Origin of the sequence: Sporolactobacillus pectinivorans (genome assembly GCF_002802965.1) — a bacterium.
Lineage (GTDB): Bacteria > Bacillota > Bacilli > Bacillales > Sporolactobacillaceae > Sporolactobacillus > Sporolactobacillus pectinivorans.
Window position 1 is genome coordinate 3,261,508 of record NZ_NXGA01000001.1, and the last position, 23,918, is coordinate 3,285,425.

A 23,918-nucleotide genomic window follows, 5' to 3' on the forward strand; every position below is an offset into this window, starting at 1 on the left:
CCGATAAATTCCTTTACAGGCGCTTTTGATGGCCTGTACCCATAATTTATGCGGAAGGCTGGACAGATAGACCGATTCTTATTTGTCCTCTTTATCCGAAATGTCCTGATCCTCTATATGATCGAATGACGGGCGGTAAAGCGAGCGGTTATCCATGGCAAAAATACGCTCCGAAAATTCGCCGGGCCTGGTTTTTCTGACTGCCCGTGTCATAATATTGATCTTTGCGTCCATGTCATCAAGAATGTGGAGAATCTCAGCTTCTTTGAACATAGGCGGCTTGGGGCTACCCCATTCCGGGTGCTCATGATGACTAAGGATCATGTGCTGTAGCAGAAGCACCTCTTCACGGTCGTCGATTCCGAGCTCTTTAGCGATTTCTCCAATTTCATCAACCATTATAGAGATATGCCCCAATAGATTTCCGGATAGGGTGTAATTTGTTGCCGTAACGCCGGATAGCTCCTTCAGCTTGCCCATATCATGCAGAAGAATGCCCGCATAAAGCAAATCACTGTTGATTTCCGGATACAGCCTGACCACTTCTTTGGCCATGTCCAGCATGCAGCAGACATGAAAAGCAAGGCCGGAAAGAAAATTATGATGAATGCTTACCGCTGCGGGATACTCAAAAAAAGCCTGATGATGTTTTTTTAAAAGCGCCCGCGTCAGTCGCTGAATCACCGGATTCTTAATTTCAAAAAGATATTGTGTCACTTTCTCTTCTAGTTCAGAAGCCGAGAGCGGTGCTGCCATAACCAGCTCTGCTTTATCAATGGCCTCATGTTCTTCTTTCAAACGGATATTCCGGATCTTGAACTGGTTTCTCCCTCTGAATGTCGTAATATCACCTTCAGCAAGAACGATTGCTCCAGTTACATAACTTTTCTCGTCTTCCGGGGAAGATCCCCAGAGTTTTGATTCAATATCTCCTGTCTTATCCTGAAGGATGATTGTCAAAAACGGTTTTCCGTTGCTCGCCGTTCCCCGGGTGACTGATTTAATCAACAAAAAATCATGGACATGCTCTCCTTCTTTATAAAACGCAATTCCCTTCAAATGATCGCTTCCCTTCAAAATAGCATTTAATTTGCCTTTTTGATGCAGCGGATACCCGATCTGCGAAGTCCTACCCTGCACTGTAAAACCGAGAATCTCCCGAATTAGAGATACGCTTTACTCGCTTACGTCAATATCAGGCGGGAGTTTTTCTTCAGGCGGAGCGGGGAGAGAAATAACGAAAGCTACTCCATTCCGGCGATTTTCAGCCCGAATTTCGCCAGAGTGGGCACGGACAATACGTCTGACGATTGCCAACCCAAGTCCGAATTGTCCTTTGCTCCCTTTTTCAAACGGTTCAAACATCGCCGCCTTCTCATCATCCGGTATTTGATTTCCATCATTTTCAATCGTAATAATGTTCCAGCGTTTTTTTTGCTCAGCAATCATCTTCAGTTGTTTTTTTGCATAGCGCAAACCGTTCTCCACCAGATTTTCAAGAACGGTCTGAAGCTGCTCCCGATCTCCCCATATTATGGTTTCTTCTCCCTCAATATGAATGGAAATATCCTGTCGCTGCGCTATGAGACGCTCACGTATAAAAAGGGCAAGATCGCCAAAACGGATCAGCTGATACTTGAGTTTCCGGTCATTCAATGAATCATATCGGGTAAAATAAAGCAGTTTCTTCACACGTTCTTCCATCTGCTCTGCTTCATGAATAATCACATCGATTGAATCGTCAAGATCGCCCTTTGGATAAATACGATCTTTAACAGATTGTGCATAACTGTGCACAACCATGATTGGTGTTTTCAGTTCATGGGAAGCCTGCTGAAGAAATACTTTCTGCGATTGATCATACTTGATCAGATTAAGCCTCATCTTCTCAAACTGCGCGGACAGGCGTTCGAATTCTTCATCGCCTCTCCACTCAAAAGGCTTTTCCCAATGGAGCCTTGAGATTTCTTCAAAACGCCGTCCCAGGATATCCAATGGACGTTTCAGATATCTGGCTAGCCAAAAGGCAATAAACAGGCTTAAAATACTAACTGTGATAAAAATATAGATCATGCGTGTCCAAAGCTTTTGCATCAATTCATTGGGATAAGTATCCCACATATACGAAACGAAATAACCATTACCTAAATTGGTATAAACCTTGCTTATAACATAGTATAATGTAGCTCCTCGATATTCCAGTTCATACCGCTTGGACATGGATTTTTGACTGGCCATATCGTGGACCATCGGCTTATAGATCGCCGCCTGCTTGATCAGATTGCCGTCAACCTGGTGATAATTCCCGTCCACGAACACATTGCCAACCGCCTTGGCGGAACGCTGCGCATTAAGTTCAGCCGTTGAATCACCAAGTCCGTAATTTCCCTGTCCCTGATACAGTGTGCTCTGGACATACTCAATAGTATCATACGAATCCTCGCGCAGCGCACTCTTGATCATGAAAGGATAAACAAGTGACATGATGATGCCGATCAGGAAAATCAGCAGGGCAAAGGACAGCCAGATCCGTTTCGTCAGTGTCCATTTAAAGCGAATAAGCCGAAACATCACGAAACTACCCTGTATCCGGACCCATAGACCGTTTCAAGCGAAAGCCGGCTCAGCTTTCTCCTGATTCTGCGGACAACATCATCGACTGCCCGGTCCGAACCGACATAATCTTCTCCCCAGACTTCATTCAGAATTGCTTCACGGGATTTGGCGACATTTGCATTTTCCACAAGATAAAGCAGTACATCGAACTCCTTGGTTGTCAGTTCAATTACTGTTCCCTCTTCATCAAACACTTTCCGGCGGACAACATCTATTTGGTATTTCGAGATCACCATCCGGCTCTCGTGAATACCGCCTCCGTATACCCGATGGAGAAGCTTCTTCGCGCGTATCACCAGTTCTTTTGGAAGAAAGGGTTTAGCCAGATAATCATCACTCCCAAGTTCCAGGCCAATAATCTTGTCCAAATCCTGATCGCGAGCTGAAATAAAAATGACCGGCTGTTCAGAATGATTCTCTTTTATTTTTTTCAGTAAGTCGTACCCGGACATCCCGGGAAGCATAATATCAAGAATCCACAAATGAACACCGTTGTGCATGTATTCAGCCGCATCTTCAGCTGTATGGAAAACAGAGACATTCCATCCTTCTTTTTCCATATAGGCTTTCAAGATGGACGCCAGGCTTTCCTCATCTTCTACGAGATTCACTTTAAATTCCGTTTCATCCATATTGATCCATCCTTATTTAAATTGTATCACTAAAATTATAGCATGAGGACTTGCGAATGAAGGGAAATGAAACAATTTCCACATTGTTTTCAATGCAATATAAAGAATCGGCCATTGTTTTGGGAAAAAATTAACGAAATGCTTTGGAAAGTGTGATCACCGATTCAGAAGATGCACATTTAAGGACAGAAGGTTGGCAAGTGAAAAGGATAACCTGACGCTCTTGAGAAACCTCCTTAAGTAGTGATAGAACTCGGTCTGTACGTCTGACGTCAAAGTTGACCAGGCCTTCATCAATAATCAAAGGCAGCTTTTCGCCCGGGCAGATTCGTTCAGCCAGTGCAAGCCGCAAAGACAGGTACAACTGTTCAGCGGTGCCCCGGCTTAATTCATCGGCACTGAAATGCCTTCCATCGTTTCTTCCGGCAATGAACCCGCCTGCCTGATCCAGCTGAAGTGAAACATACTCGCCTGATGTTATGTTCTCGAAATAATCTCTCGCCCGATTGAGAATTCCCGGCAGTCTCTGTCTGCGGTACTGATCCTTTGCCCGGTCAATGGCCCACTGAGCCGTTCTGTATACTGCCCACTCCCTGGATTTACTGTTTGCTGCCGTAAGCAGCTGCTGATAGTTGTCCAATGCATCACGGTACGTATCGCTTTCTTCCATATTGCGGCCCTCTGCCTGCTCTTCTGTCAGGCGGTCACGTGCCTCTTTGATTTTTCCATCCAGCTCCGACAAACTGTTTTTGAAATCATTCTCATCTACCCCCTCCCAAATACCGTGGTCAAGATCTCCGCTGAAGTGTTTCAGCTTGTCCTCTCCTCCTGATATTTCAATCATCTGCAGCCATCTTTCGTCCCGTTTCTCGAGCAAACTGCTTAACCTTTCAAAGTGATCAGCCTTTTCAAGAAACTGCAAACGATTTTCCACTTCGGCCTGTTCAAACAGAGAATGCTGTTCTTCATTTAAGCGGTATAGTTTCTGATTAAGGCGTTTTTCCTGCCGCCTGTAGACATCCCGCTTGCTTTTTAACGCATGAAGATCCGCTGCTTTTTCTTTCTCCATGTTAAACTGCTGTTCGATGTATGACGTATCTCCATCGGGCAAGGATAATTCTTCAGTGAGCTGCTGCTTTTCACTAATAAACTGATCATGATCTGCCCTGCGTGCCTCAAGCTCCGTGCCCATTCCGTCAAGCCTGCTCAGCAGTGCACGTGCATCACCGACAAGTCGCGCAGTTTCTTCAGCTAAACCGACGTTATCTATAGCATAACCGTTTTCCCGCATCCATTCCTTCAGCTGATGTTCAAATCCTTCAAGCTGATCCTTACAGTGTTCACGCATTCGCATTTTTTGCTCGTATTCCCTTTTCGCTCCGGACAACTGTTCTTCAGTGAGACTGGCCTCCGCCGCACGCCGATGATCTGCTTCATTAATTCCGGTTTTTTGCCCCTGCTGGTGGGATCTCAGCGCTGCCCAGCCATAAAATGCAGTAAGTGTAAGGCCAAGCGCCAATACAGGCAAGGCGGCATAAAAAGTAAACAGAAGTGCAGAGAATGCGGTAAACAGGATCGTCATCAAGAGCACAGAAACAAAGACAAGCAGCAAAGAAAAAGGATTTTCTTTCTGCTCTGGAGTCGTGCGGCGGACCGTGCGCAAACTATTGACATCCACTTCATTCCTAAGCCCTGTCAGTTGCTTTAACCGCTGTTCCAGCTGAACAACAGATGCATGTTGCACGCTTAGGGCATTCTCAGCGTTCTTCTCTTCTGAGACCAGCTTCATCCAAATCTCGGTTTTTTCCCTGAGCTGACGTATAAAAGAAAGATCTACAGAAGCCTTGAGTATTTTCCCCGGACTCCATTCAGTCCCAAGGCGCTCAGCCATTGCCTCATACGCAGCCTGTCCTGCCGCCAGCTCTTTACCGAGGCGGTCGATTTCCCGCAAATCCTGATCATCCCTGGCAGCCGAACGAAACCATGCGGAAAGCTTTCCCTCCGCACGAATCCATTTTTCCCGGACTGGTTTTGCAGCTTCGGCTTCGTCCAAAAAACGGATCTCATCTTTCAAATCCGTCATTTCTTTTTCGGTTTCTGCAATCTGTTTTTCCAGATCACTAAATCGGGATCGTCCATTTTCAGGAAATGAACTTGTCTTCCCCGCAGAACTGATTTCTTCTTCCAAAACGTGATAACCCGCAATCAAAGGTCTGACCGATGAAAATGCCGACCACTCCATAAAGCGTGCCTGAACGTTTTTTCGCTCATCCTCCAGCATTTGAATTTTTTTTCGAGTTTTGGCAATCTCCTGCTGGAGTTCATGGAAAGCATCCAGCTTTCTCTCCCATTTCCTCAGATCAGTCCCCGATTGATCCAGTTTTCGGAACAACTGATTCATCTCCGGATTTTTACCGCCCTTCTTAAAAATCAAACCCGTTTTTTTGGCCAGGGATTGTTCGAGTTTTGTCAGCTCGCTGCTGCCGATCATGCCTGCTCCAAGAAGCAGGTCATTTAGATCTGAAGGTTTTGTTTTTTCAATACCGCTAAGACCGTCAAGATCAAAGCAGAACACACTTTGATATAGCATTCGGTCGATGCCGTGAAGTATCTTGTGGATGGAGCCCCTTTCACTGTTTCCAATAAAAAGTTCAGGCTGATCGTTTCTGGCATACACTCTTTCAAGTCTGTAATCTTGTCCATCGTCACCGGTAAAAACCAGTGATCCTCCGAGGCGGTCCTCAGCTCCGCCGTTCACCCATTTTCTCAATCCACTTTTCTGAGGATATCCAAACAGCGTACAAAGAATAAAATTCATGATCGTAGATTTTCCAGCTTCATTTTCACCGTAGATCACAGTAAAAGGCATCTCCGGCAATTCTATTTTTCGGTTCTCGAAACGCCCGAACTGATTGATTTCCAATACTCTGATTTTCATTTTTATTCAGCGGTTCGCGTACTTGTGACGCGTCCTCCCTTAATATAAGCAGGAACTTACCGGTCGCTTCTCCCGGAAATCAAGCTGTCGGCAATTAATTGTTCGGCTTGTGCCTGTATCCTGGCGATCTCCTCTTCCCGCAACGGTTCAAGGAAGCGAAGTCCGGAGTGATGCTCAAAAAGTGAACTGACTGCTTCATTCACATTTTCCTTTGTTTCGATCAATCGAAAGGTATCACCAATAAAATGGGGACTTTCGAGTATACTGCTGCGTTCCCATTCGGGACGGAGCTTGAACATTATCGGCAAAAGCCAGGCAAAATTCCCACGTTCTTCTTCTCCATCGTTCAGAGCATCAGTAAGTTCGCGAACCAGTAAATCAATTTCATTCCAAGTCTGATCCGTTTTGGAAAAAATGAGCTCTATCCGAAGAAAAACACCTGCATAATCACGGCGCAACGCATTTCTGGACTGTTCAATTGCCTTTTCCAGACGGTCCGCAGTCACTTCACCCTCAATGGACAATTCCCGTTTCTCCCACAAAATGTCCGCTGTCGGAAAAAAAGCGACACGGACCGCCTGCTGATCAATTTCTACAACTGATGCGCCTTTTTCACCGGTTTCTTTTATCGAAAGCCCCTGCAAGTCACCCGGATACCAGATCGGCAGCGGGGGCGACACTTGCTGCCGTTTATGGATATGTCCGAGTGCCCAGTAATCGAAACCTTTTTCCGCCAGCTCACCGGTCGTAAAAGGAGCATACGAATCCTCCCCATCTCCTGAGCGCAGCGCCCCATGCAGAATGCCAATATGATAATCAGCGCCCTGCTGTTTAATATATCCTGATGTCATGTCCTCAGTGACCCTGCGCTGTGCATAACTGAATCCGTACAGATTCACCCGTTCTCCGTTTTCACTCCGGAAAGGGATCACTGACGGTACAGCCGGGAAAACATGAACATTGTCCGGAAGTTTCAGCCGGTTCCATGGATCATCCAGATGATCATGGTTGCCAAAAGCGAGGTACACAGGGATATCCGCCTCACGCAGAAGTGCCATCGCCTGAATAAAGCGGCGTTGTGCAGACAGACTTCTGTGGCTGTCGTCAAACACATCCCCGGCAATAATCAAAAAATCGGGCCGCTCGGCCAGCACCCTGTCTGTCAATCGACCGAGCGCCTTGAATGTGCTTTCCTTCACCCGTTCGTGCAGCGAGCGGGGGAGTTCCGACAATCCCTCGAACGGCCTGTCCAGATGCAGATCGGCAGTATGGATGAATCGAATCATGACTTGTTTCGCCTCTCTTTTCCCACTTGTTAACATTTTATCATAATCATCAGACGATCACACGTTCTCAATCGTTACAAGCATAAGCAAATACACTGAAAAAGCCCGCATGGACTGCGATCCATACTATCAAGCGACCACCAAAAATATAACAGGATAAGCGAAAAGGCATTCTGATGTGGAATTGTAAATCTTAAAAAATTGCTCAAAATAATCCTCGCTATTTCTTCCATCTCTAAAAAAAGTTGCCTCTAAAAATCAGAGGCAACTTTTTTTATTTGTTTCTGTCACTCTTAAAGATGTCTAATACATAACTAAGCAAAATATAACCGATTGCAAGTCCGAGAAAATAGTTTCCATTGTGCCTAGTATCAACAATGATCAAAAGAAGAAAAACTAAAGTAATAACTATTCTAAAAATCCAGTATACGCTTTTACTCATTCCGTTTAATCGTCCTCCCTCCCCTTACTTTACTTATAATAAGTGTGTGAAAGAGTTTTTAAAAGGTGGTGTCTGGCACTATCGCTGTAAAAATTATAATATGTTTTTTCTGCAAGAAGTTCTTGAGAATTATTCTTGAAAAATTCCCAATAGCGATAAACAACTTCGGTGATATATGCATTGTCTGCATATGCGGTGTGGTAAATTGAGGCGACATTCAATGCAACAGCTGCTGATGCCCATGGTATGAAGGGGGTGATCGCAGCAACGATAGCCGATTCCGTAACATGTAAAAATTTCTGAGAATATTTGAAGGTTCCATAATATTGCCATGCTTTATAGGGATAGGAACCGCCACCCTGAGGCGGTTCCATTACAAGGGTATGAAGGCCTCCATATGCTGTATTACTTGAAGACAAAAGTGAATCCGACGTGACTGGTGGATAGATTGTATTTGGAAGAATTACGTTCGATTCATTTGAAGATGTATTGCTGGTTGGTAATGTTGCAGCGTGAGCTGATGAAGCAAAAGGTGAGTATAGGCTTATGATATTTTTAATGGTAACTCTTTCCTATTATTTTTTCACCGAAAACTTTTTGCGTGCTTACCGCAAAAAAATTGCGTGATTTCCGCAAAACTCCGCAAAGAACTTGCATGGTTAGCTAAAATATTACAGTGTTATGTCACTTTTTTAATAAGCCGAGAACTTATGGACAGACATGAAAATTGCGGCCCGCTCTACTCTTACGTAATGGGGTCGCTCAGGCGGCGTCCTGAGAAAAATGAAAATGTTTAGGAGACAGTCATGTTATAAAATTAACTTTATAAAGAACAACTTATTAGAAGATATTTTAGATCTCCCGGACGATCAGATTGAAGCAATTCAAAAAGCAGTTGATGAATATAAAAAATCGTTAAAAGCAAAGCAGATTCTGCACCGTTCATTAATGGTTAAGTATGTTTATACTTTCTTATAGTACAAAAAAAAGATCACCCGGAAAACGGGTCATCATTTGTATGCTCATATCAAATTAATTATGAACGCGAAGCTGCTTGCGAAAAATTTCTCTGACGGCATAAGCCACGCCGTCCATATCGTTCGACCGCGTGATCCACCCGGCGCTTTTCTTAACCTCAGGAGGGGCATTGCGCATGGCGACACCAAGACCCACTTTTTCAACCATCTCGGCATCTTCTTGGCCATCACCGACAGCAACGATCTCATGAAGCGGTATGCCGAGCTGTCCTGCAAAAAAGAGCAAACCATTGAATTTCGACGTTCCCTGGCGCACCAGTGTCAGATCATACGGAGAGGTTCTCCGTGCATCAAGCGATGGGAAATAGTCTGCCATTGCCCGCTCAATTTCATCAATCACCTTTTCATCTTCCAGTTTAATTTTGACATCTGTGGCGCCTTCATAGTTCTCCAACAGATACTGACTGAGCGTATCCACATAAGTTACCGGATAAAAAAGCGGTTCATTCATGCCAACCGTCATTTTAGCAATCAGGTTCTTCTGGCGCGGCCTGTTGCTGATCGACAGGCGCTCATGAGAGATCTGAATCTGGCACGGATAAGTTTCAAGAAACTCTGCCAGCTGAATTAATACACTATGATCGATTTTACTCGTGTAAACCGGGTGATCCATCGATGAAGAAACAAACGCCCCATTATGTGTAATAATTGGATGCGTCAATCTTAATGCTCGGGCAACTTTCGCCGCCGAGTGGAAATGCCTTTCGGAGACCAGTGTCACAACAATCCCCTTTTTCACCGCATAAGCGACGGCATCTTTTGTCTGCCGATCCAGTCGATTATTACTGTTCAAAAGGGTCCCGTCGATGTCCAGTGCGAGCAAGCGATATACCAAGGTCCTCCCCCTTTTCGGAATTCCATTTCAGATACCTCATTCCTGTTCCCAATTTATGAAAGGTTGGCTGAAAATAGAACAAGGCATGACAGGCATTGGTCTTATGAAATCCATGATCGCAGGCGAGGAGGTACATATAAAAAAGAGCGGCAAAATCGCCGCCCTCCTATCATTCATTAAATCGTTCTTTCTTTATGTTATTTCTGATAGCCACCGAACTGAGACTGTGCCTGAGCAACCAGACGTTTGGTAATTTCTCCACCAACCGAACCATTTGCTCTGGAAGTCGTATCCGGTCCAAGATTTACACCAAATTCGCTGGCGATTTCTGCTTTCATCTGATCAAGCGCTTGCTGTACACCTGGCACAACTAATTGATTTGAATTTGCCATGTGTCTCACCTCCCTTATAGGCGTATTGTGCGCCACTGAAGATTTCTATATTCCCTTTTCATATGGTAATTTGTAGAAATCAGCACCTATTCGGGAGACGGTCGAAACAGAATAAGAAAACGGTTATCCGTTCAATTATTGCACCAGTCTCAGCTCACCGGTTTTCGGATCGATGACCAGTCCATAAACCGGCGTTCCACCCGGAAAAAACGGATGGTTTTTTACAACCGCGATACTGTTTTTCACCTGCTCATCAACCGAATGAAAGCCGTTCAGCCATTTTTCCGGACTGACTCCCTGATTACGCACGGCTGCAAAAGCCTGGTCATCGATTCCGTATTTCTTTATGTCTTCGATCATATTCTTTGCATCGAGACCATACATACCGCAATCCGTATGGCCGATTACATAAACGGCTTGCGAGCCTAGCTCGTACAAAGAAACCAGTATGCTTTTCATCGTGCTGCTGTAAGGATCCTCAATCATGCCTCCCGCACACTTAATCATAATCGCATCGCCATTCTTAATATTTAACGCCCGCGGAAGCAGTTCAATCAACCGGCAATCCATACAGGTGACAATCGTCATTTTTTTTGCCGGGTGACCTGAGGTTTCAAATGGCACATAGGCTTCATTTTCCACAAACTTTTTATTAAAAGCTAAAATTTCTTCCAGCTGTGACAAAATCAATTACCTCCATATCAAGTATGTATCCGATTTTATCTTATAAAAACTTCTTCTCTTAATCCAGCCTGACGCTCAGAGAAAATATAAAGAAAACCCGGGCAAGGCCAAAACTCTGGCGCGTGCTGAGTCTTAATTGTGACAGCCGGGGATGGCCTGTGCCAAACATGCCGCAGGACGTGGCGCTTTATGTTCGGTTACTTAGCCTTTTTTGTCTTTCTTAAAGCGTAAAAAAAAGCTGTCCTCCGATTAGGGAGAACAGCTTCTTCATCAGGATCGAATCACAGCTTCGTAACGTTAGCTGCCTGCGGTCCGCGGTTTCCTTCAACAACTTCAAATTCAACAGCCTGACCTTCGTCAAGTGTCTTGAAGCCATCGCCCTGAATAGCGCTGAAATGAACGAATACGTCATTTTCGCCTTCAACTTCAATGAAACCGAAACCCTTGTCTGCATTAAACCATTTTACTGTACCTGTCTTCAAAAAAATCACTCCTAAAAATTGTTATATGCGCATGTTTTATCCGAAAGCGACCGTTCTGCCTATCACTGCAACCCGCAAAATAAGCCGGATCTTCGCTCGTGTAAATAAAAAATTCACATATTATAAAAAGTATCAATAAAGATGTTGCACATTGATAACCCTTTATAACATGAGAATTATAAATGCCAAACTTTATCACACGATATACATAAAATTTTGCCTAATATAAACAAAAATTTCAAAACGCTTTCCGGCGCCGAAACAACGAAAGCCCTACCTCTCTTCCATCCTTACGGTTCCTCTGACCGAGCCAGTATGATTCAGCGCAAAACACCCTGATTTTTCATACTATCCCTCAATTCATTCTTTACACGAAAAAAGCAACTTATTCATCCGCAGGAAAAAAAAGGAATAATCAAACCGTTTATACTAGACATTTACATCATATATCTATATTTTAAAAATGTCAACATGTACGCGAGCACAGAAAATTTAATCAAAAATGATACCGGTTAGTCAGCGGACCTTAGTTAGTGTTCAACAAATACATTGTGTATTTTTTCAAGATCTTCTACCTTCTTGGCAAATAGCAGCACTCCTTTTTGCTTCTATTTACTTATGTATTAATTTTAATTACTTGAATTTAATTATGATATAACTTATAATTACTTATGTGGAAGGAGATGATCATTATTTTTCAAGAAGAAAGACTTGTGCTGATTCTCGAACATCTGAAAGTGACACGGACCATGTCTGTCGGAGAAATCTGTAATTTGTATCATGTATCCCGCGACACCGCCAGAAGGGATATCGTCAAGCTGGTTGAGCAAGGCGCGGCTACCCGGACACATGGCGGGATTGCGCTGCCGGACTTGCAGAACACAATTCTCGCCTATCGCGACCGGATGCAGAATTATTCCGGCGAAAAGATGCGGATCGGGGCAAGAACGCTGCCGCTGCTGAATCCCAGGGGCGAGTATTTTCTTAATGCTTCAACAACAGTCTCCTGCATGGCAAAACAGTTAAGTGATGAAATGACTGTGTATACGCACTCACTCGATACGGCTGAAGTGCTGGCGGAGCATGCAACAATTGAGGTTTTTCTGCTCGGTGGGATTCTGAACACCGCAAACCGGTATTTCTTTGATATGAAAAGCGTGAATCAGCTTGAAGCGATCCGCTTCGACGGTGCTTTTCTCGGCGTTGCGGGTATCGCGGCAGACGGATTCTATTATGATGACAGAGACGATGCGTATATGAACGGAACAGCCGCTTCCAGATCCGGGCAGACAGTTGTTCTTGCGGATCATCTGAAGTTCTCGAAGAAAAGCCGCTATAAGGGGCTTGACTGGAGCGATGTCGACATTGTCATTACTGATGCAGAAGTTCCAGCAGCATTCCTGGCTTTAGCACGGTCGAAAGATACGGAGATAATCGTTGCGGAAAAACCGTTGCACTCAGACAGCAGCGCATACAAAGAAGGGGAGTAGATAAAATGACGGTAAAAATGATTTTCAGTGATATCGATGGCACATTGCTCACTTCACACCACAGAATCAGCCGGGGAACGCGTGAAGCGATTCAGGACTGTTCAAAGAAACAAATTCCTTTCATTCTTGTTTCGGCCCGTATGCCCGGTGGTATCATTCCCCTGCAGGCAGAGCTTAATATTCCCGATCCGATTGTCTGCTACGGCGGTGCACTCGTATATCGCAAGCCTGTTCCTGGTGCGTTAGACTGCCCGATGCTCAATATTTATATGGATCCAAAACTCGTGTTCAATATTCATAGCACGATTTGTAAGCGGTTCCCGGACATTTGCTTTTCAGCTTACAGTCTTAATGAATGGCTAGTCCCCGAACCGGATAACAGATGGATTGTCCAGGAGGAAGCCATTACCGGCACCCCTGCCCGCCCTTTCAAATTCAGCAGCTCTGAAGGGAATATGTCGCGGATTAATAAAACCCTGTGCATGGGCGCTCCGGCAGCTATTGATTCACTGAATGATTATTTAAAAAAAGAAAATACGCCTGCATCCATTTATAAGTCCAAGCCCACCTACCTGGAAATCACCGATCAGAAAGCCAATAAAGCAGCGGCACTGGAATTACTGATCAATCACTTTCACATCGACCGTGACGAAACTATTGCTTTCGGCGACAATTTCAACGACCTTGAGATGTTGCGCTTTGCAGGCACAGGCTTCGCCATGGGGAACGCACCGGACGCCGTCAAATCCTCGGCGGACTTCATCACAGACTCCAATGATCAGGACGGCATTGCAAAGGCGCTTAAAAAGCTCGGCATTCTTTGATCCTCGGAAAGCTTTGTCTGTTCACCGAATCACGCCGGGCAGTGATGTCATCCATTCATCAAGAAATTGAAACAACAGGATTCGATTGACATTTATTTTTTCAGCTCTGCCCGTTATGTTTTCAGGTTTCTGGATATAAGGGCCATCCACAAATTCACTTTGCGAATGGCGAATCACGCTCTCTATGTTATCTTCAGCCATTTCCAGATGAAACTGAAGCCCTATCACTCGGTTTTCAAAGATAAAAGCCTGATTCGGGCATGCTGCGGTCGACGCCATCCGTGCTGCTCCGTCAGGCAAATCAAATGTATCGCCATGCCAGTGAAGAACATCAAGCCGATCCGGAAAAGTACGAAAGGGGCTGTGAGCATCAGCTTTGAACGAGACCGGGAACCATCCGATCTCTTTTTGTCTGCCCGGAAAAATTTTAGCGCCCAGACGATCAGCCAACAACTGTGAGCCCAGACAGATTCCCAGAATAGGGATTTCCAGATTCAGCGCTTCTTTAATCAGCTTTTTTTCTTCACTCAGCCAGGGATACTTATCCTCTTCATAAACATTCATCGGGCCGCCCATAATGACCAGCATATCAATCCGGTCAATGTCCGGAACCCTGAACCCTTTTTCATAAAAAAGTGTGCCGTCCATCTGATGATGCCGTGCTTTCGCCCAATCACGAATCATACCCGGCTGTTCGAACGGAACATGCTGAAAATAATGAATGTGCATTGGCAGAACTCCTCCATGGACTGGGTGTTTGACCCAGATGAATTTCTTAGTTTCAATTATACTCCTGAATGATTGACCGTTTAGCTTTTTTATATCAGTAACCGGTGAATAGCCTTAGATCATTGGATAGTACCGCATGTCTTCACGGATTGAGGTTACAGGGACAAGCTTCTTCATTAAAAACTATTAATTATGCGCTTTCTTCCATGACTCACGCAATAGCCGAACAATATTATTAACAAAATTGACACATATCTTTAGTAAGCGATTACATAACTTCCTTTATAATTATTAGTGTGATAAAAGATTCAGTTCAATCTTCGACCATCTTATGAGGAGATGAAAGAACAATGGAAGTAATTGTAGAAAGCAACAAAAACGAATCTGCATGGAATGGATTTGTAGAAGGAAAATGGCAGAAGGAAATTGATGTCCGCGATTTTATCATCAGGAATGTAACATCCTATACTGGCAATGAATCATTTCTTGCCGGACCGACAAAGGCAACAAAACTGCTCTGGGATCAGGTTATGGATCTGTCTCAGAAAGAAAGAGAAAACGGCGGTGTACTTGACATGGACACCGAAATCGTTTCAACGATTATCTCTCACCAGCCGGGCTATCTGAATAAAGATATTGAAAAGATTGTCGGTGTACAGACTGATAAGCCTTTTAAGCGTGCGCTCATGCCGTTTGGCGGCATTCGCATGGCAAAACAGGCATGCGAAGCATATGGGTACAAAATGAGCGACGAAATCAATAAAGTTTTTACGGATTACAGAAAAACACATAACCAGGGCGTGTTTGACGCTTACACGGACGAAATGAAACTTGCCCGCCATGTCGGGATTATCACCGGTCTTCCCGATGCATACGGCCGCGGCCGGATTATCGGCGATTATCGCCGCATTGCACTGTATGGTGTTGATTTTCTCATTGAGCAGAAAAAAATCGATAAACAAAATACAAGCAATAAAATGACAGAAGAAGTTATCCGTCTGCGGGAAGAACTAACGGAACAGATCCGCGCCCTTCAGGAACTCAAAACGATGGCTGCAAGCTATGGATTCGATATTTCCAGGCCGGCGGAAAATGCGCAGGAGGCCTTCCAATGGCTGTACTTCGGCTATCTCTCTTCTGTCAAAGAGCAGAACGGGGCGGCAATGAGCCTTGGGCGCACCTCAACCTTCCTTGACATTTATATTGAAAGAGATCTGGCCAATCATGTGCTAACGGAAGAACAAGTCCAAGAACTTGTTGATCATTTTGTCATGAAGCTGCGCCTTGTAAAATTCGCGCGCACTCCGGACTACAATGAACTGTTCAGCGGCGATCCGACTTGGGTAACTGAATCAATCGGCGGTATGGCTGTTGATGGACGTCCCCTTGTGACGCGGAATTCGTTCCGTTTTCTGCATACACTCGAAAATCTCGGACCGGCTCCAGAACCAAATCTGACCGTTCTCTGGTCAAAGCGTCTCCCTGAAGCTTTCAAAAAATACTGTGCGGAGATCTCTATCCGGACGAGTGCCATTCAATATGAAAATGACGATCTGATGCGCGTAGAATATGGTGACGATTACGGCATTGCCTGCTGTGTTTCCGCAATGAGAATAGGCAAGCAAATGCAGTTCTTCGGGGCACGCGCGAACCTGGCTAAAACTTTACTGTATGCGATCAACGGAGGCAAAGACGAAGTCAAAAATGTTCAGGTTGCCCCGCCCTATGCCGCTGTAACCGGCGATGTACTCAATTATGAAGACGTGATGCGGAAATTTGACCGAATGATGGATTGGCTTGCCGATCTCTATATTAATACGCTGAATGTCATCCATTACATGCACGATAAATACAGCTATGAACGCGTGGAGATGGCCCTTCATGATACACACATTCTGCGCACGATGGCCACGGGAATTGCCGGGTTGAGTGTAGCTGCCGATTCACTCAGCGCAATCAAGTACGCTAAGGTACATGTCCTGCGCGACGAGAACGGTCTTGCCGTTGGATTTGAAACGGAAGGGGATTTCCCGAAATACGGAAATAACGATGATCGTGTGGACAGCATCGCAGTGGATCTGGTTGAACGATTCATGACGAAGCTGCGCAAAGTCGGCACATACCGCCAGTCCGTACCGACACTATCCGTTTTGACCATCACATCCAACGTAGTTTACGGCAAGAAGACGGGCAGCACTCCCGACGGACGGCTTAAAGGAGAAGCTTTTGCCCCGGGTGCCAATCCGATGCACGGTAGAGACACAAAGGGCGCGCTTGCGTCACTTTCATCGGTAGCCAAGCTGCCTTATCATGACTCTTTAGATGGCATTTCAAATACGTTCTCGATCATTCCACAGGCTCTTGGAAAACAGGAAGAAACAAGATCCGCCAACCTGATTGCGCTTCTCGACGGCTATTCCTATAAAGGGGGTCATCACATTAATATTAACGTCTTCAACCGTGAGACACTGATGGATGCTATGGATCATCCTGAGAAATATCCTCAGCTGACAATTCGGGTATCCGGTTATGCCGTTAACTTTATTAAACTGACTCGTGAACAGCAGCTGGAGGTTATCCATCGTACTTTCCACAAAGCGATTTAAGAAAAGGCTTCAATGATGAAGTGAAGTCTGGGAAGGGAGGCCGGTCCAATGGTTTTGGGAAATATCCATTCAGTCGAATCGTTTGGAACGGTTGACGGACCCGGTATACGGTTTGTTGTGTTTGTCCAGGGCTGCCCGCTTCGCTGCAGATACTGCCATAACGTAGACACCCGCGCAATCGGTATCGGGAAAGAAATGAGTGCGGAGCAAATTGTCAGTGAATTGAAAGATTATTTGCCGTTCATCCAGTCATCCGGAGGGGGCATCACAGTCAGCGGAGGAGAGCCGCTGCTTCAGATTCCTTTTCTGATCGAATTGTTTCAAGCATGCAAACAGATCGGTGTCCATACAGCGATTGACACATCCGGTGGCTGCTATGTCGATTCACCCCATTTTCATCAAATGTTCGATGAACTGGCAAAATATACCGATCTTGTTCTTCTGGATCTTAAAGAAATAGATCCGGATAAGCATAAGTGGCTGACCGGTGTGCCGAACAAAAACATTCTTGCCTTTGCCCGTTACCTGTCAGAAAAAAGGATACCGATGTGGATCCGCCATGTACTGGTACCCGGAATCACAGACTCAGAAAGTGATTTAATCGGGCTAGGCGAATTTATCAGTACGCTGGACAATGTCGAACGGGTGGAAATCCTTCCTTATCATAAACTGGGTGTATATAAATGGGAGAACATGGGATTGGATTATACGCTCGAAGGTGTCGAGCCCCCGTCCAACAATGATGTCATGAGAGCGTACAAACTGCTTCAACAGAATGTTGGAAAAGATCTTGTGGTAATGCCCGAATAATAAGCAAAAAATCCCGCTAATATTGGCGGGATTTTTTTTGATCTTTTTTCTGTGCAGACTGGCTTCACAAACTTACAGGCAGTGTCCCGCTCACTGCTTCTAAACCGAAAAGTGATCTTATGACTATACTCAAGGAAGTTAAATTAAGATCGTAAGTACAGACATAGCCGTCTGTCTCCGGTAGTAAACGGGCATCATACGGACTTTTCCCTGCGATAATCACAATCGGTGTGTCGCAATTTTGTTTCAACCGCTCGATAACCTCTATCAGCTTACTCCCCTTCGTAACCGACACAGTTAACACAACGACCGCCTGATAATTTTCCTGACCGGAGATAGCTTTTTTTAAAAATGAATCAATCGAAGGATCCTCTATCATCACCACATCTGCTGAAGGATGGACAGACTTCACGATTGATTTCAAAAGTGGCAACTGGTTTTCATGATCTTCAGCTTGCGAAAAAGTAATTTTTTTACTGTAAATAAAGAGTACTTTTGAATTTTCGCTGCCTGACAAAGGAAGAACATGACCGACATTCTTAACAAGTGTAATTCCTTCCCTGTAAATATGCTCAGCCGCCAGGCGGTGTTCTTCACCTGTTTCGACCGAAATGATCTCCTGTTCCAGTGCGGAATCCCAGTCCAGATATTTTCCTTTGAGCCGATCCATCCTTTCCATCGACATCCGGATGGATTGAGCATTAATGTTTCCAGCCTTGACAGCCCGGCCGACCGCTTCAAAAGTCTGCTGCTGCTTTGCAAAAGTATGCGAAACCACAACCAAATCAGTCCCGGCCTGGAATGCCATCACTGCACCATGTGCCGTTCCAAATCGGTCGTCAATCGCCTTCATCTCCAGACAGTCAGTCGTAATAACTCCCTGATAATGAAGTTTTTCGCGCAGAAGCCCGGTCAGCACTTTCTTTGACAGAGTAGCAGGCAAACCGTATTGCTTTTCTATGGCCGGAAAGTAGATATGGGCACTCATGATCACATCCGCTCCGGCTTCAATGCATTGTTTAAAAGGAACAAGTTCAACTTCCTCTAGTCTTGGCAAATCATGGGGAATAACAGGAAGGTCAAGATGAGAATCAATGCCGGTATCTCCATGACCGGGAAAATGCTTCAGTGTCGGTATAATTCCTTCCTCCTGCATACCCTGCATAAAAGCCTGACCCATCTCCGCTACTTCCGCCGGATCTTCTCCAAATGAACGGGTACAGATGACCGGATTCTGCGAATTGTTATTCACATCGACGACCGGGGCGAGATTCCAGTTGATCCCGACGCTCTTCAGTTCATCCGCAGTCCTTTTTGCGATTTCATAAGCATTTTTTACTGAATGTGTGGCACCGATCAACATTGAACCCGGAAATTCTGTCGCTCCTTCCCCGAGCCGTCGCACTGCTCCGTTTTCCTGATCCGTACAGATCAGCAATGGATGTTTATGTCCTGCTTTCTTGGCCTCAGTCTGCAATTCATGCGTCAGATTTCGAATCTGGTCAGGGTGATCCAGATTTCTGGAGAAGAGAATAATATTACCCAGTTTGTCTTCATCAATGAATTTTTTTATTTCAGGCGTCATCTGTTTACCATAAAATCCGAAAACCATCAGTTGTCCGAGATTATGGAGTAAATCCATGATTTGGGCCGTCATTGGGAATCACCTTCTTTTTCGTTATTCGATTGGCCTGTCACTGTCTTCTCTCCCGAAAAATTTTTCCATCCTCCAGCAGTGCCACTTCAGGGGCATGGTAGTCTAATAGAGCAAATAAGGAACGACCTGTTCTCCAAAAGACATGCAGTCCGACTCGCAGCGTTCAAAAAAGTCTCCAAAATCGTTGCCAAGAACCATTTGCTGGATTGTTGCATCTCCGGATAAGAGATTAAACATGCATCGTTTCTGTTTGCTGTCTCTAAAAGCAAAATCAGAAGGATAGGCGGCAGCAATCAGACCGACAAGACGCAGCCCTGCTTCATAAGAATGAAACTGTTTGCTGTCGGTTATATGTATCTGTACACCTCGGCAGAGCTGTCCTTGAAATTTTGAATAGTAAGGAACAAAGCTGGTAGGTCTGGCCATGGTACCATCTAAGTTAAGATCATTGAATTTCTTTGCAAGATCCGAACCGTCGATATAGGGAGCGCCGACCACTTCGAAAGGACGGGTGGTTCCTCGGCCTTCCGATAATTCCGTCCCTTCGATCAGGCACATGCCCGGATAAAGCAAAGCCATATTTTCTCCGGTTGAATTGGGTGAAGGTTGTACCCACAACAGTCCGGTGTCACTGAATAACATCGATCGCTGCCACCCTTTCATAGGAACGACGGTTAAGGCGCAGTCAAGCCCGAACTGATACTTGAAAACCCGCGCAAGTTCGCCGATCGTCAGGCCATGACGATTGGGAATCGGTTGCAGCCCGACAAAGGATAAAAAGGATGTATCCGGAATATTTCCTTCCCTGCTGAGGCCATTAATCGGATTCGGGCGGTCGAGAACAATAACCTCTTTGCCTTCATCCATGCAGGCTTCCATAACCAGACTCAGAGTAGAGATGAATGTGTAATAGCGCACGCCAATGTCCTGCAGATCGACAACGATGCAGTCAATTTCCTCTAGCATCTTCTGACTCGGCTTTCTGGTTTTTCCATAGAGACTGTAAACGGGCAATCGTGTCATTGGATCAATAGATGAATCGACAGCAGAGCCTTCCAGTCCGTCTCCCCGGATTCCATGTTCAGGGCCAAAGAGAACCGTCAGCTGAATATCGGGCTGCCGAAAAAGTAAATCAATCGTTGCATTCATCTTGCTGTCAAGTCCGGTCATATTGGTCAGAAGGCCGATTTTCTTCCCTTTCAGCAGGTCCATTCTTTCCTGAAGCAGCATCTCAATCCCCAACCGGATCACGTTCACGGCCTCCTATTCATTTGATGCAATTTTGAACAACTACGCCGGATTATAAGTCTTCAATTGCAGCTTTAGCTGATCGAGCAGCTGCGTTTTCCGGTGCTCCCACTCATTCACACATTTTGCCATCGATCCATATACCGGTGGAAATTCAGGAAAAATGAAAGGCTGAGTCAGTCGTGAACAGACCGTGCGGCGAATAGCATGACACTTCCAAACTCCGCCGACGAGTACAGTTTCAGGTTCTTGAAAAAATCTCACGATCCCGCTGCGGATCAGCGAAATCAGCTGCTCTGCCGCATCATTCAGAATCTCCCCTGCCAGCCAATCACCCTGATCCGCCTTTCCGGCCACGATTGGGACAAGTCCAGCAATAACATCTTTTGTCGATCGATAAACAACCGGTACAATGTCGGCAATTGCTTGAACATGAAAATAATCTGTCAGGGCTTTTGTCAGCTCCGTTTCTTTTTCACGTCCGTCATAAGCCATTAAAACACGTCGGATTGTCTCCCGACCTATAGCATAACCGCTTCCTTCGTCACCAAAGAGATAGCCCCATCCACCGATCCGGAAAGATTCTCCGCTCTCAGGAACACCGAAAACTATAGAACCGGTACCTGCAATAATCACAAGCCCCGGCCCACCGTCCGTTCCGCTCCACAGAGCGTTCATTGCATCACTTCCAACAGACAAATGCTCGATCCTTACCGGGCACGCAGCACGAAGGCAATCAGCCAATCTCTGTACCAGCGCCGGATGATCAGATCCGGATAAACCGGCAAAACACCCGGCAATCCTTTCCGGTTTCGAAGAAGACAGCAATCTTGAAAACAAAGAGCGAAAATGTTCGGTTACCCGTGTAAAATCCATACCATTCGGATTCGTTCCCGCACCGATCACCCGATTGACGAGCAGACCATTCGCGTTGAATAAGACAGCGTCTGTTTTTGTTCCGCCTCCGTCAATCGCTATGTAGTATCTGTCCATATCCGCACATCTCTTCTTTAGAAATTAATGACGCGTCATTCAGGCCGGGCATCCTTATCAACAGCCCGCCTGATAAATCCCTTTGCATTTTTAAGCCGCTCTAATGCCTCTTTAAGTGGGCATTGAAGCAGTATCATGATAATAGCCGCCTTGACATTTTGATTGGATTTTTGATAATAATTTTGGGCAGTGATAAGATCCACATTGGTCGCTTCCATAATGATCCTTTTCGAGCGTTCAATCAGTTTTTCATTAGTCGGCTGTACATCAACCATCAGATTTTCATAGACCTTCCCGAGACCAATCATTGATGCCGTCGAGATCATATTCAGAACCAGTTTCTGAGCTGTTCCCGCCTTCAAGCGTGTAGATCCTGTCAGTACTTCCGGTCCTGTGTCTACTTCTATTGCCACATCTGCATACCTGCTGACCTGTGAATAACGGTTACAGCTCAGGCTTGCTGTCGCAGCGCCAACCTGCCCGGCATATTTCAACGCACCAATCACATATGGAGTCCTGCCGCTCGCTGCAATGCCCACGACCAGATCTTTCTTTGTCAGAGAAAGACCTGTAAGATCCTGTGCACCCATTTCCTCCTTGTCTTCGGCACCTTCTACCGCTTCAGTGAAAGCCCGTTTCCCACCGGCAATCAAGCCAACAATTCTCTCCGGGGATGCACTGAAGGTCGGCACACATTCCACAGCATCAAGCACACCTAATCTGCCGCTTGTACCGGCGCCCGTATAAATTAACCGTCCACCGGACTGAAAAGTATGGATTGCAAGCTTGATTACCTGCTCAATCTTATCTAATTCCATAGAGACTGCCCGGGGCACATTCTGATCTTCCCGGTTCATGGCTCGCAAAACTTCATGGACGGTCATCATATCCAGATTTGTCGTTTTTTTATTTCGTGCCTCTGTCGTAAGTTTATCCAGCATCATAACCATCCTTTTTGGGCCCTTTATCGACATAAGCGGCCCAATCATCCGGCAAGGCTTTTATATGTTTCCTGCGCACAAGCTCCCTGACCTGAACCCGCTCTTTCAAATGACAAATAATAATTTCATCCTTTTTGCTTGCATCCGTGAACAATTTTCTGATCACGCTTTATTCACATTTTTTGAATAGGTCGCGTAAGCCTTCCACGGACGCGCACCGGCTTTCCTATAGAAATCCACCAATTTCGTCCAGTCAATAACAATATGTTTCAAGCCGCGCTGGCTGAGAATAGCTGTGCCGGCCTGCACAATAGCCAGTCCGTATCCCTTGCCGCGTTCATCCGGATCGATGCCAAGCGGCCCCATACCGCCTAATCCGTCCGAAAACAGCGGGGACCAGTAAACATTCTGAGCAATTTGTTTTGACTGAGGATCGTTTATTCTGCAAAAACCGATAACCTGTTCAGCTTTCTTTAGAATGACAAACTCTCGCCCGTTCCCGCCTCTTTCGAAATACTTGATCGCTTCGTACTCCCATCTCCCAGGGAAGCAGCGTTGGAGAAAATGAACGAGTGCTTCTTTATCTATTCGCGTCTTTAACAGAGAAAAATGGGCTGCCTCAACCTTTGGAATCTCCCGGACTGCCGTTTCCAGCAGTAAATCATACTCAGTTCCCCCGAATTGATACCCCCTGGCCATAAACCAATTTTTCACGTTCTGATAATGATCCGGTATCCCCGGAAAATAGTGCCAGACATCTTTCCCCAGCAAAATTTTTTTCACACCGCTCTTCACCAACACATCTTCGGCCCGTTTCAGGAGAGCTGTACCAATGCCCTTGTGCCTATCGTCAGTTTTTACCAGTAATGCCTGAATCCACCCAATTTCCGGGCTAAGGTTGGCGATCGATTCCATATATTTTTTCGCTATGATAAATCCGACGAGACCGCCCGCGTCATCAATTGCCAGACAGGATCCCGCCTTCAGAACATTGACATCTTCATAGCTGTTCTGAATGAAAAGCTCTTTTCTCATCGGAAATTCATTTCCGATTTCAAGATTCCAGAGCCTGACAATTTGATCCAGACGGACTTGAGTGAATGGTTCATAGTTCATCCGTTTCGTCTCCCAGCAAATTTATTCGGTCCGATAAAAGGCGTATAAGTGCCTAACATCAACTGATCTGCAGTGTCGAGGGCACACAGATTTCAACGGGGTCCCGGTATGTGATAAATTGTTTGGCCGTATGAACCGATAAGATTCATCTCTTCCATTG

The 23,918-nt window shown here is 45.5% G+C and carries 21 protein-coding genes; 4 read left to right on the forward strand and 17 right to left on the reverse strand.

Annotation, left to right across the window (positions count from 1 at the left end; all coding sequences use genetic code 11):
- Positions 1-78 precede the first annotated feature (78 nt).
- The 10 genes from yhaM to COP04_RS16050 all read right to left on the reverse strand — a co-directional run bounded on the left by yhaM (position 79) and on the right by COP04_RS16050 (position 11,344).
- The gene (gene yhaM / locus COP04_RS16000; protein WP_100489728.1) at positions 79-1,059 is read right to left on the reverse strand and encodes a 3'-5' exoribonuclease YhaM; all 981 of its coding nucleotides are present in this window, start codon (positions 1,057-1,059) and stop codon (positions 79-81) included.
- A 117-nt stretch (positions 1,060-1,176) separates the two neighbouring features.
- Positions 1,177-2,571, reverse strand: a complete 1,395-nt coding sequence (locus tag COP04_RS16005) for a HAMP domain-containing sensor histidine kinase (RefSeq protein WP_100488939.1) — start codon at positions 2,569-2,571, stop codon at positions 1,177-1,179.
- Entirely contained in the window at positions 2,571-3,248 is a 678-nt protein-coding gene (locus tag COP04_RS16010) for a response regulator transcription factor (RefSeq protein WP_100488940.1), read from the reverse strand. Before COP04_RS16010 ends, COP04_RS16005 begins: the two co-directional genes overlap by 1 nt.
- Before the next feature lie 130 nt (positions 3,249-3,378).
- Positions 3,379-6,186, reverse strand: coding sequence for an ATP-binding protein (locus COP04_RS16015; RefSeq protein WP_100488941.1), 2,808 nt, complete (start codon positions 6,184-6,186; stop codon positions 3,379-3,381).
- A gap of 56 nt (positions 6,187-6,242) precedes the next feature.
- On the reverse strand, positions 6,243-7,472 hold the full coding sequence (locus COP04_RS16020) for a metallophosphoesterase family protein (protein WP_100488942.1): 1,230 nt from the start codon (positions 7,470-7,472) through the stop codon (positions 6,243-6,245).
- 471 nt (positions 7,473-7,943) lie between these two features.
- Complete coding sequence (locus tag COP04_RS16025) at positions 7,944-8,333, reverse strand: hypothetical protein (RefSeq protein WP_162297115.1); 390 nt, start codon at positions 8,331-8,333, stop codon at positions 7,944-7,946.
- Between the two features lie 613 nt (positions 8,334-8,946).
- A complete protein-coding gene (locus COP04_RS16035; protein WP_100488945.1) occupies positions 8,947-9,786 on the reverse strand; it encodes a Cof-type HAD-IIB family hydrolase in 840 nt (279 codons plus the stop codon).
- A 197-nt stretch (positions 9,787-9,983) separates the two neighbouring features.
- Positions 9,984-10,178 carry an alpha/beta-type small acid-soluble spore protein gene (locus COP04_RS16040; protein ID WP_100488946.1) on the reverse strand — a complete coding sequence of 65 codons (195 nt, stop codon included), beginning with the start codon at positions 10,176-10,178 and terminating at the stop codon, positions 9,984-9,986.
- A gap of 135 nt (positions 10,179-10,313) precedes the next feature.
- Positions 10,314-10,862: a beta-class carbonic anhydrase gene (locus COP04_RS16045; RefSeq protein ID WP_100488947.1), complete on the reverse strand. Its 549-nt coding sequence runs from the start codon at positions 10,860-10,862 to the stop codon at positions 10,314-10,316.
- Between the two features lie 281 nt (positions 10,863-11,143).
- Positions 11,144-11,344 carry a cold-shock protein gene (locus tag COP04_RS16050; protein ID WP_100488948.1) on the reverse strand — a complete coding sequence of 67 codons (201 nt, stop codon included), beginning with the start codon at positions 11,342-11,344 and terminating at the stop codon, positions 11,144-11,146.
- A gap of 683 nt (positions 11,345-12,027) precedes the next feature.
- Between COP04_RS16050 and COP04_RS16055 the strand changes: the two genes are divergently transcribed.
- Together COP04_RS16055 and COP04_RS16060 are read left to right on the forward strand one after the other, a co-directional pair.
- Complete coding sequence (locus COP04_RS16055) at positions 12,028-12,834, forward strand: DeoR/GlpR family DNA-binding transcription regulator (protein WP_239984901.1); 807 nt, start codon at positions 12,028-12,030, stop codon at positions 12,832-12,834.
- 5 nt (positions 12,835-12,839) lie between these two features.
- Complete coding sequence (locus tag COP04_RS16060; RefSeq protein ID WP_100488949.1) at positions 12,840-13,658, forward strand: Cof-type HAD-IIB family hydrolase; 819 nt, start codon at positions 12,840-12,842, stop codon at positions 13,656-13,658.
- A 21-nt stretch (positions 13,659-13,679) separates the two neighbouring features.
- On the opposite strand, the gene COP04_RS16065 is transcribed toward COP04_RS16060, so the two are convergent.
- Complete coding sequence (locus COP04_RS16065; protein WP_100488950.1) at positions 13,680-14,387, reverse strand: type 1 glutamine amidotransferase; 708 nt, start codon at positions 14,385-14,387, stop codon at positions 13,680-13,682.
- Positions 14,388-14,737: 350 nt separating this feature from the next.
- On the opposite strand from COP04_RS16065, the gene pflB reads away from it, so the two are divergent.
- Together pflB and pflA are read left to right on the forward strand one after the other, a co-directional pair.
- Entirely contained in the window at positions 14,738-16,993 is a 2,256-nt protein-coding gene (pflB, locus tag COP04_RS16070) for a formate C-acetyltransferase (RefSeq protein WP_100488951.1), read from the forward strand.
- A 48-nt stretch (positions 16,994-17,041) separates the two neighbouring features.
- On the forward strand, positions 17,042-17,803 hold the full coding sequence (gene pflA, locus COP04_RS16075) for a pyruvate formate-lyase-activating protein (RefSeq protein ID WP_100488952.1): 762 nt from the start codon (positions 17,042-17,044) through the stop codon (positions 17,801-17,803).
- A 64-nt stretch (positions 17,804-17,867) separates the two neighbouring features.
- Here the strand turns inward: pflA and nagZ are convergent, their stop codons facing one another.
- The 6 genes from nagZ to COP04_RS16100 form a co-directional block, all read right to left on the reverse strand.
- Positions 17,868-19,460: a beta-N-acetylhexosaminidase gene (gene nagZ, locus COP04_RS16080; RefSeq protein ID WP_239984902.1), complete on the reverse strand. Its 1,593-nt coding sequence runs from the start codon at positions 19,458-19,460 to the stop codon at positions 17,868-17,870.
- 102 nt (positions 19,461-19,562) lie between these two features.
- Positions 19,563-20,711, reverse strand: coding sequence for an exo-beta-N-acetylmuramidase NamZ family protein (locus COP04_RS16085; RefSeq protein ID WP_239984903.1), 1,149 nt, complete (start codon positions 20,709-20,711; stop codon positions 19,563-19,565).
- 39 nt (positions 20,712-20,750) lie between these two features.
- Positions 20,751-21,701, reverse strand: coding sequence for an N-acetylglucosamine kinase (locus tag COP04_RS16090; RefSeq protein WP_100488953.1), 951 nt, complete (start codon positions 21,699-21,701; stop codon positions 20,751-20,753).
- A gap of 35 nt (positions 21,702-21,736) precedes the next feature.
- Entirely contained in the window at positions 21,737-22,642 is a 906-nt protein-coding gene (murQ, locus tag COP04_RS16095; RefSeq protein ID WP_100488954.1) for an N-acetylmuramic acid 6-phosphate etherase, read from the reverse strand.
- Positions 22,632-22,808 (reverse strand): hypothetical protein, encoded by a 177-nt coding sequence (locus COP04_RS19760; protein ID WP_157800346.1) that lies wholly within the window; start codon positions 22,806-22,808, stop codon positions 22,632-22,634. The genes murQ and COP04_RS19760 overlap by 11 nt, the downstream gene beginning before the upstream one ends.
- On the reverse strand, positions 22,805-23,758 hold the full coding sequence (locus tag COP04_RS16100; RefSeq protein ID WP_100488955.1) for a GNAT family N-acetyltransferase: 954 nt from the start codon (positions 23,756-23,758) through the stop codon (positions 22,805-22,807). The genes COP04_RS19760 and COP04_RS16100 overlap by 4 nt, the downstream gene beginning before the upstream one ends.
- Between the last annotated feature and the right edge of the window lie 160 nt (positions 23,759-23,918).

Excerpts from the sequence above, each read along its gene's own strand:
- COP04_RS16005 (WP_100488939.1), bottom strand. The coding sequence starts at position 2,571 with ATGTTTCGGCTTATTCGCTTTAAATGGACACTGACGAAACGGATCTGG.
- COP04_RS16010 (WP_100488940.1), bottom strand. The coding sequence starts at position 3,248 with ATGGATGAAACGGAATTTAAAGTGAATCTCGTAGAAGATGAGGAAAGC.
- COP04_RS16015 (WP_100488941.1), bottom strand. The coding sequence starts at position 6,186 with ATGAAAATCAGAGTATTGGAAATCAATCAGTTCGGGCGTTTCGAGAAC.
- COP04_RS16020 (WP_100488942.1), bottom strand. The coding sequence starts at position 7,472 with ATGATTCGATTCATCCATACTGCCGATCTGCATCTGGACAGGCCGTTC.
- COP04_RS16040 (WP_100488946.1), bottom strand. The coding sequence starts at position 10,178 with ATGGCAAATTCAAATCAATTAGTTGTGCCAGGTGTACAGCAAGCGCTT.
- COP04_RS16055 (WP_239984901.1), top strand. The coding sequence starts at position 12,028 with ATGATCATTATTTTTCAAGAAGAAAGACTTGTGCTGATTCTCGAACAT.
- COP04_RS16060 (WP_100488949.1), top strand. The coding sequence starts at position 12,840 with ATGACGGTAAAAATGATTTTCAGTGATATCGATGGCACATTGCTCACT.
- COP04_RS16065 (WP_100488950.1), bottom strand. The coding sequence starts at position 14,387 with ATGCACATTCATTATTTTCAGCATGTTCCGTTCGAACAGCCGGGTATG.
- pflB (WP_100488951.1), top strand. The coding sequence starts at position 14,738 with ATGGAAGTAATTGTAGAAAGCAACAAAAACGAATCTGCATGGAATGGA.
- pflA (WP_100488952.1), top strand. The coding sequence starts at position 17,042 with ATGGTTTTGGGAAATATCCATTCAGTCGAATCGTTTGGAACGGTTGAC.
- nagZ (WP_239984902.1), bottom strand. The coding sequence starts at position 19,460 with ATGACGGCCCAAATCATGGATTTACTCCATAATCTCGGACAACTGATG.
- COP04_RS16090 (WP_100488953.1), bottom strand. The coding sequence starts at position 21,701 with ATGGACAGATACTACATAGCGATTGACGGAGGCGGAACAAAAACAGAC.
- murQ (WP_100488954.1), bottom strand. The coding sequence starts at position 22,642 with ATGCTGGATAAACTTACGACAGAGGCACGAAATAAAAAAACGACAAAT.
- COP04_RS16100 (WP_100488955.1), bottom strand. The coding sequence starts at position 23,758 with ATGAACTATGAACCATTCACTCAAGTCCGTCTGGATCAAATTGTCAGG.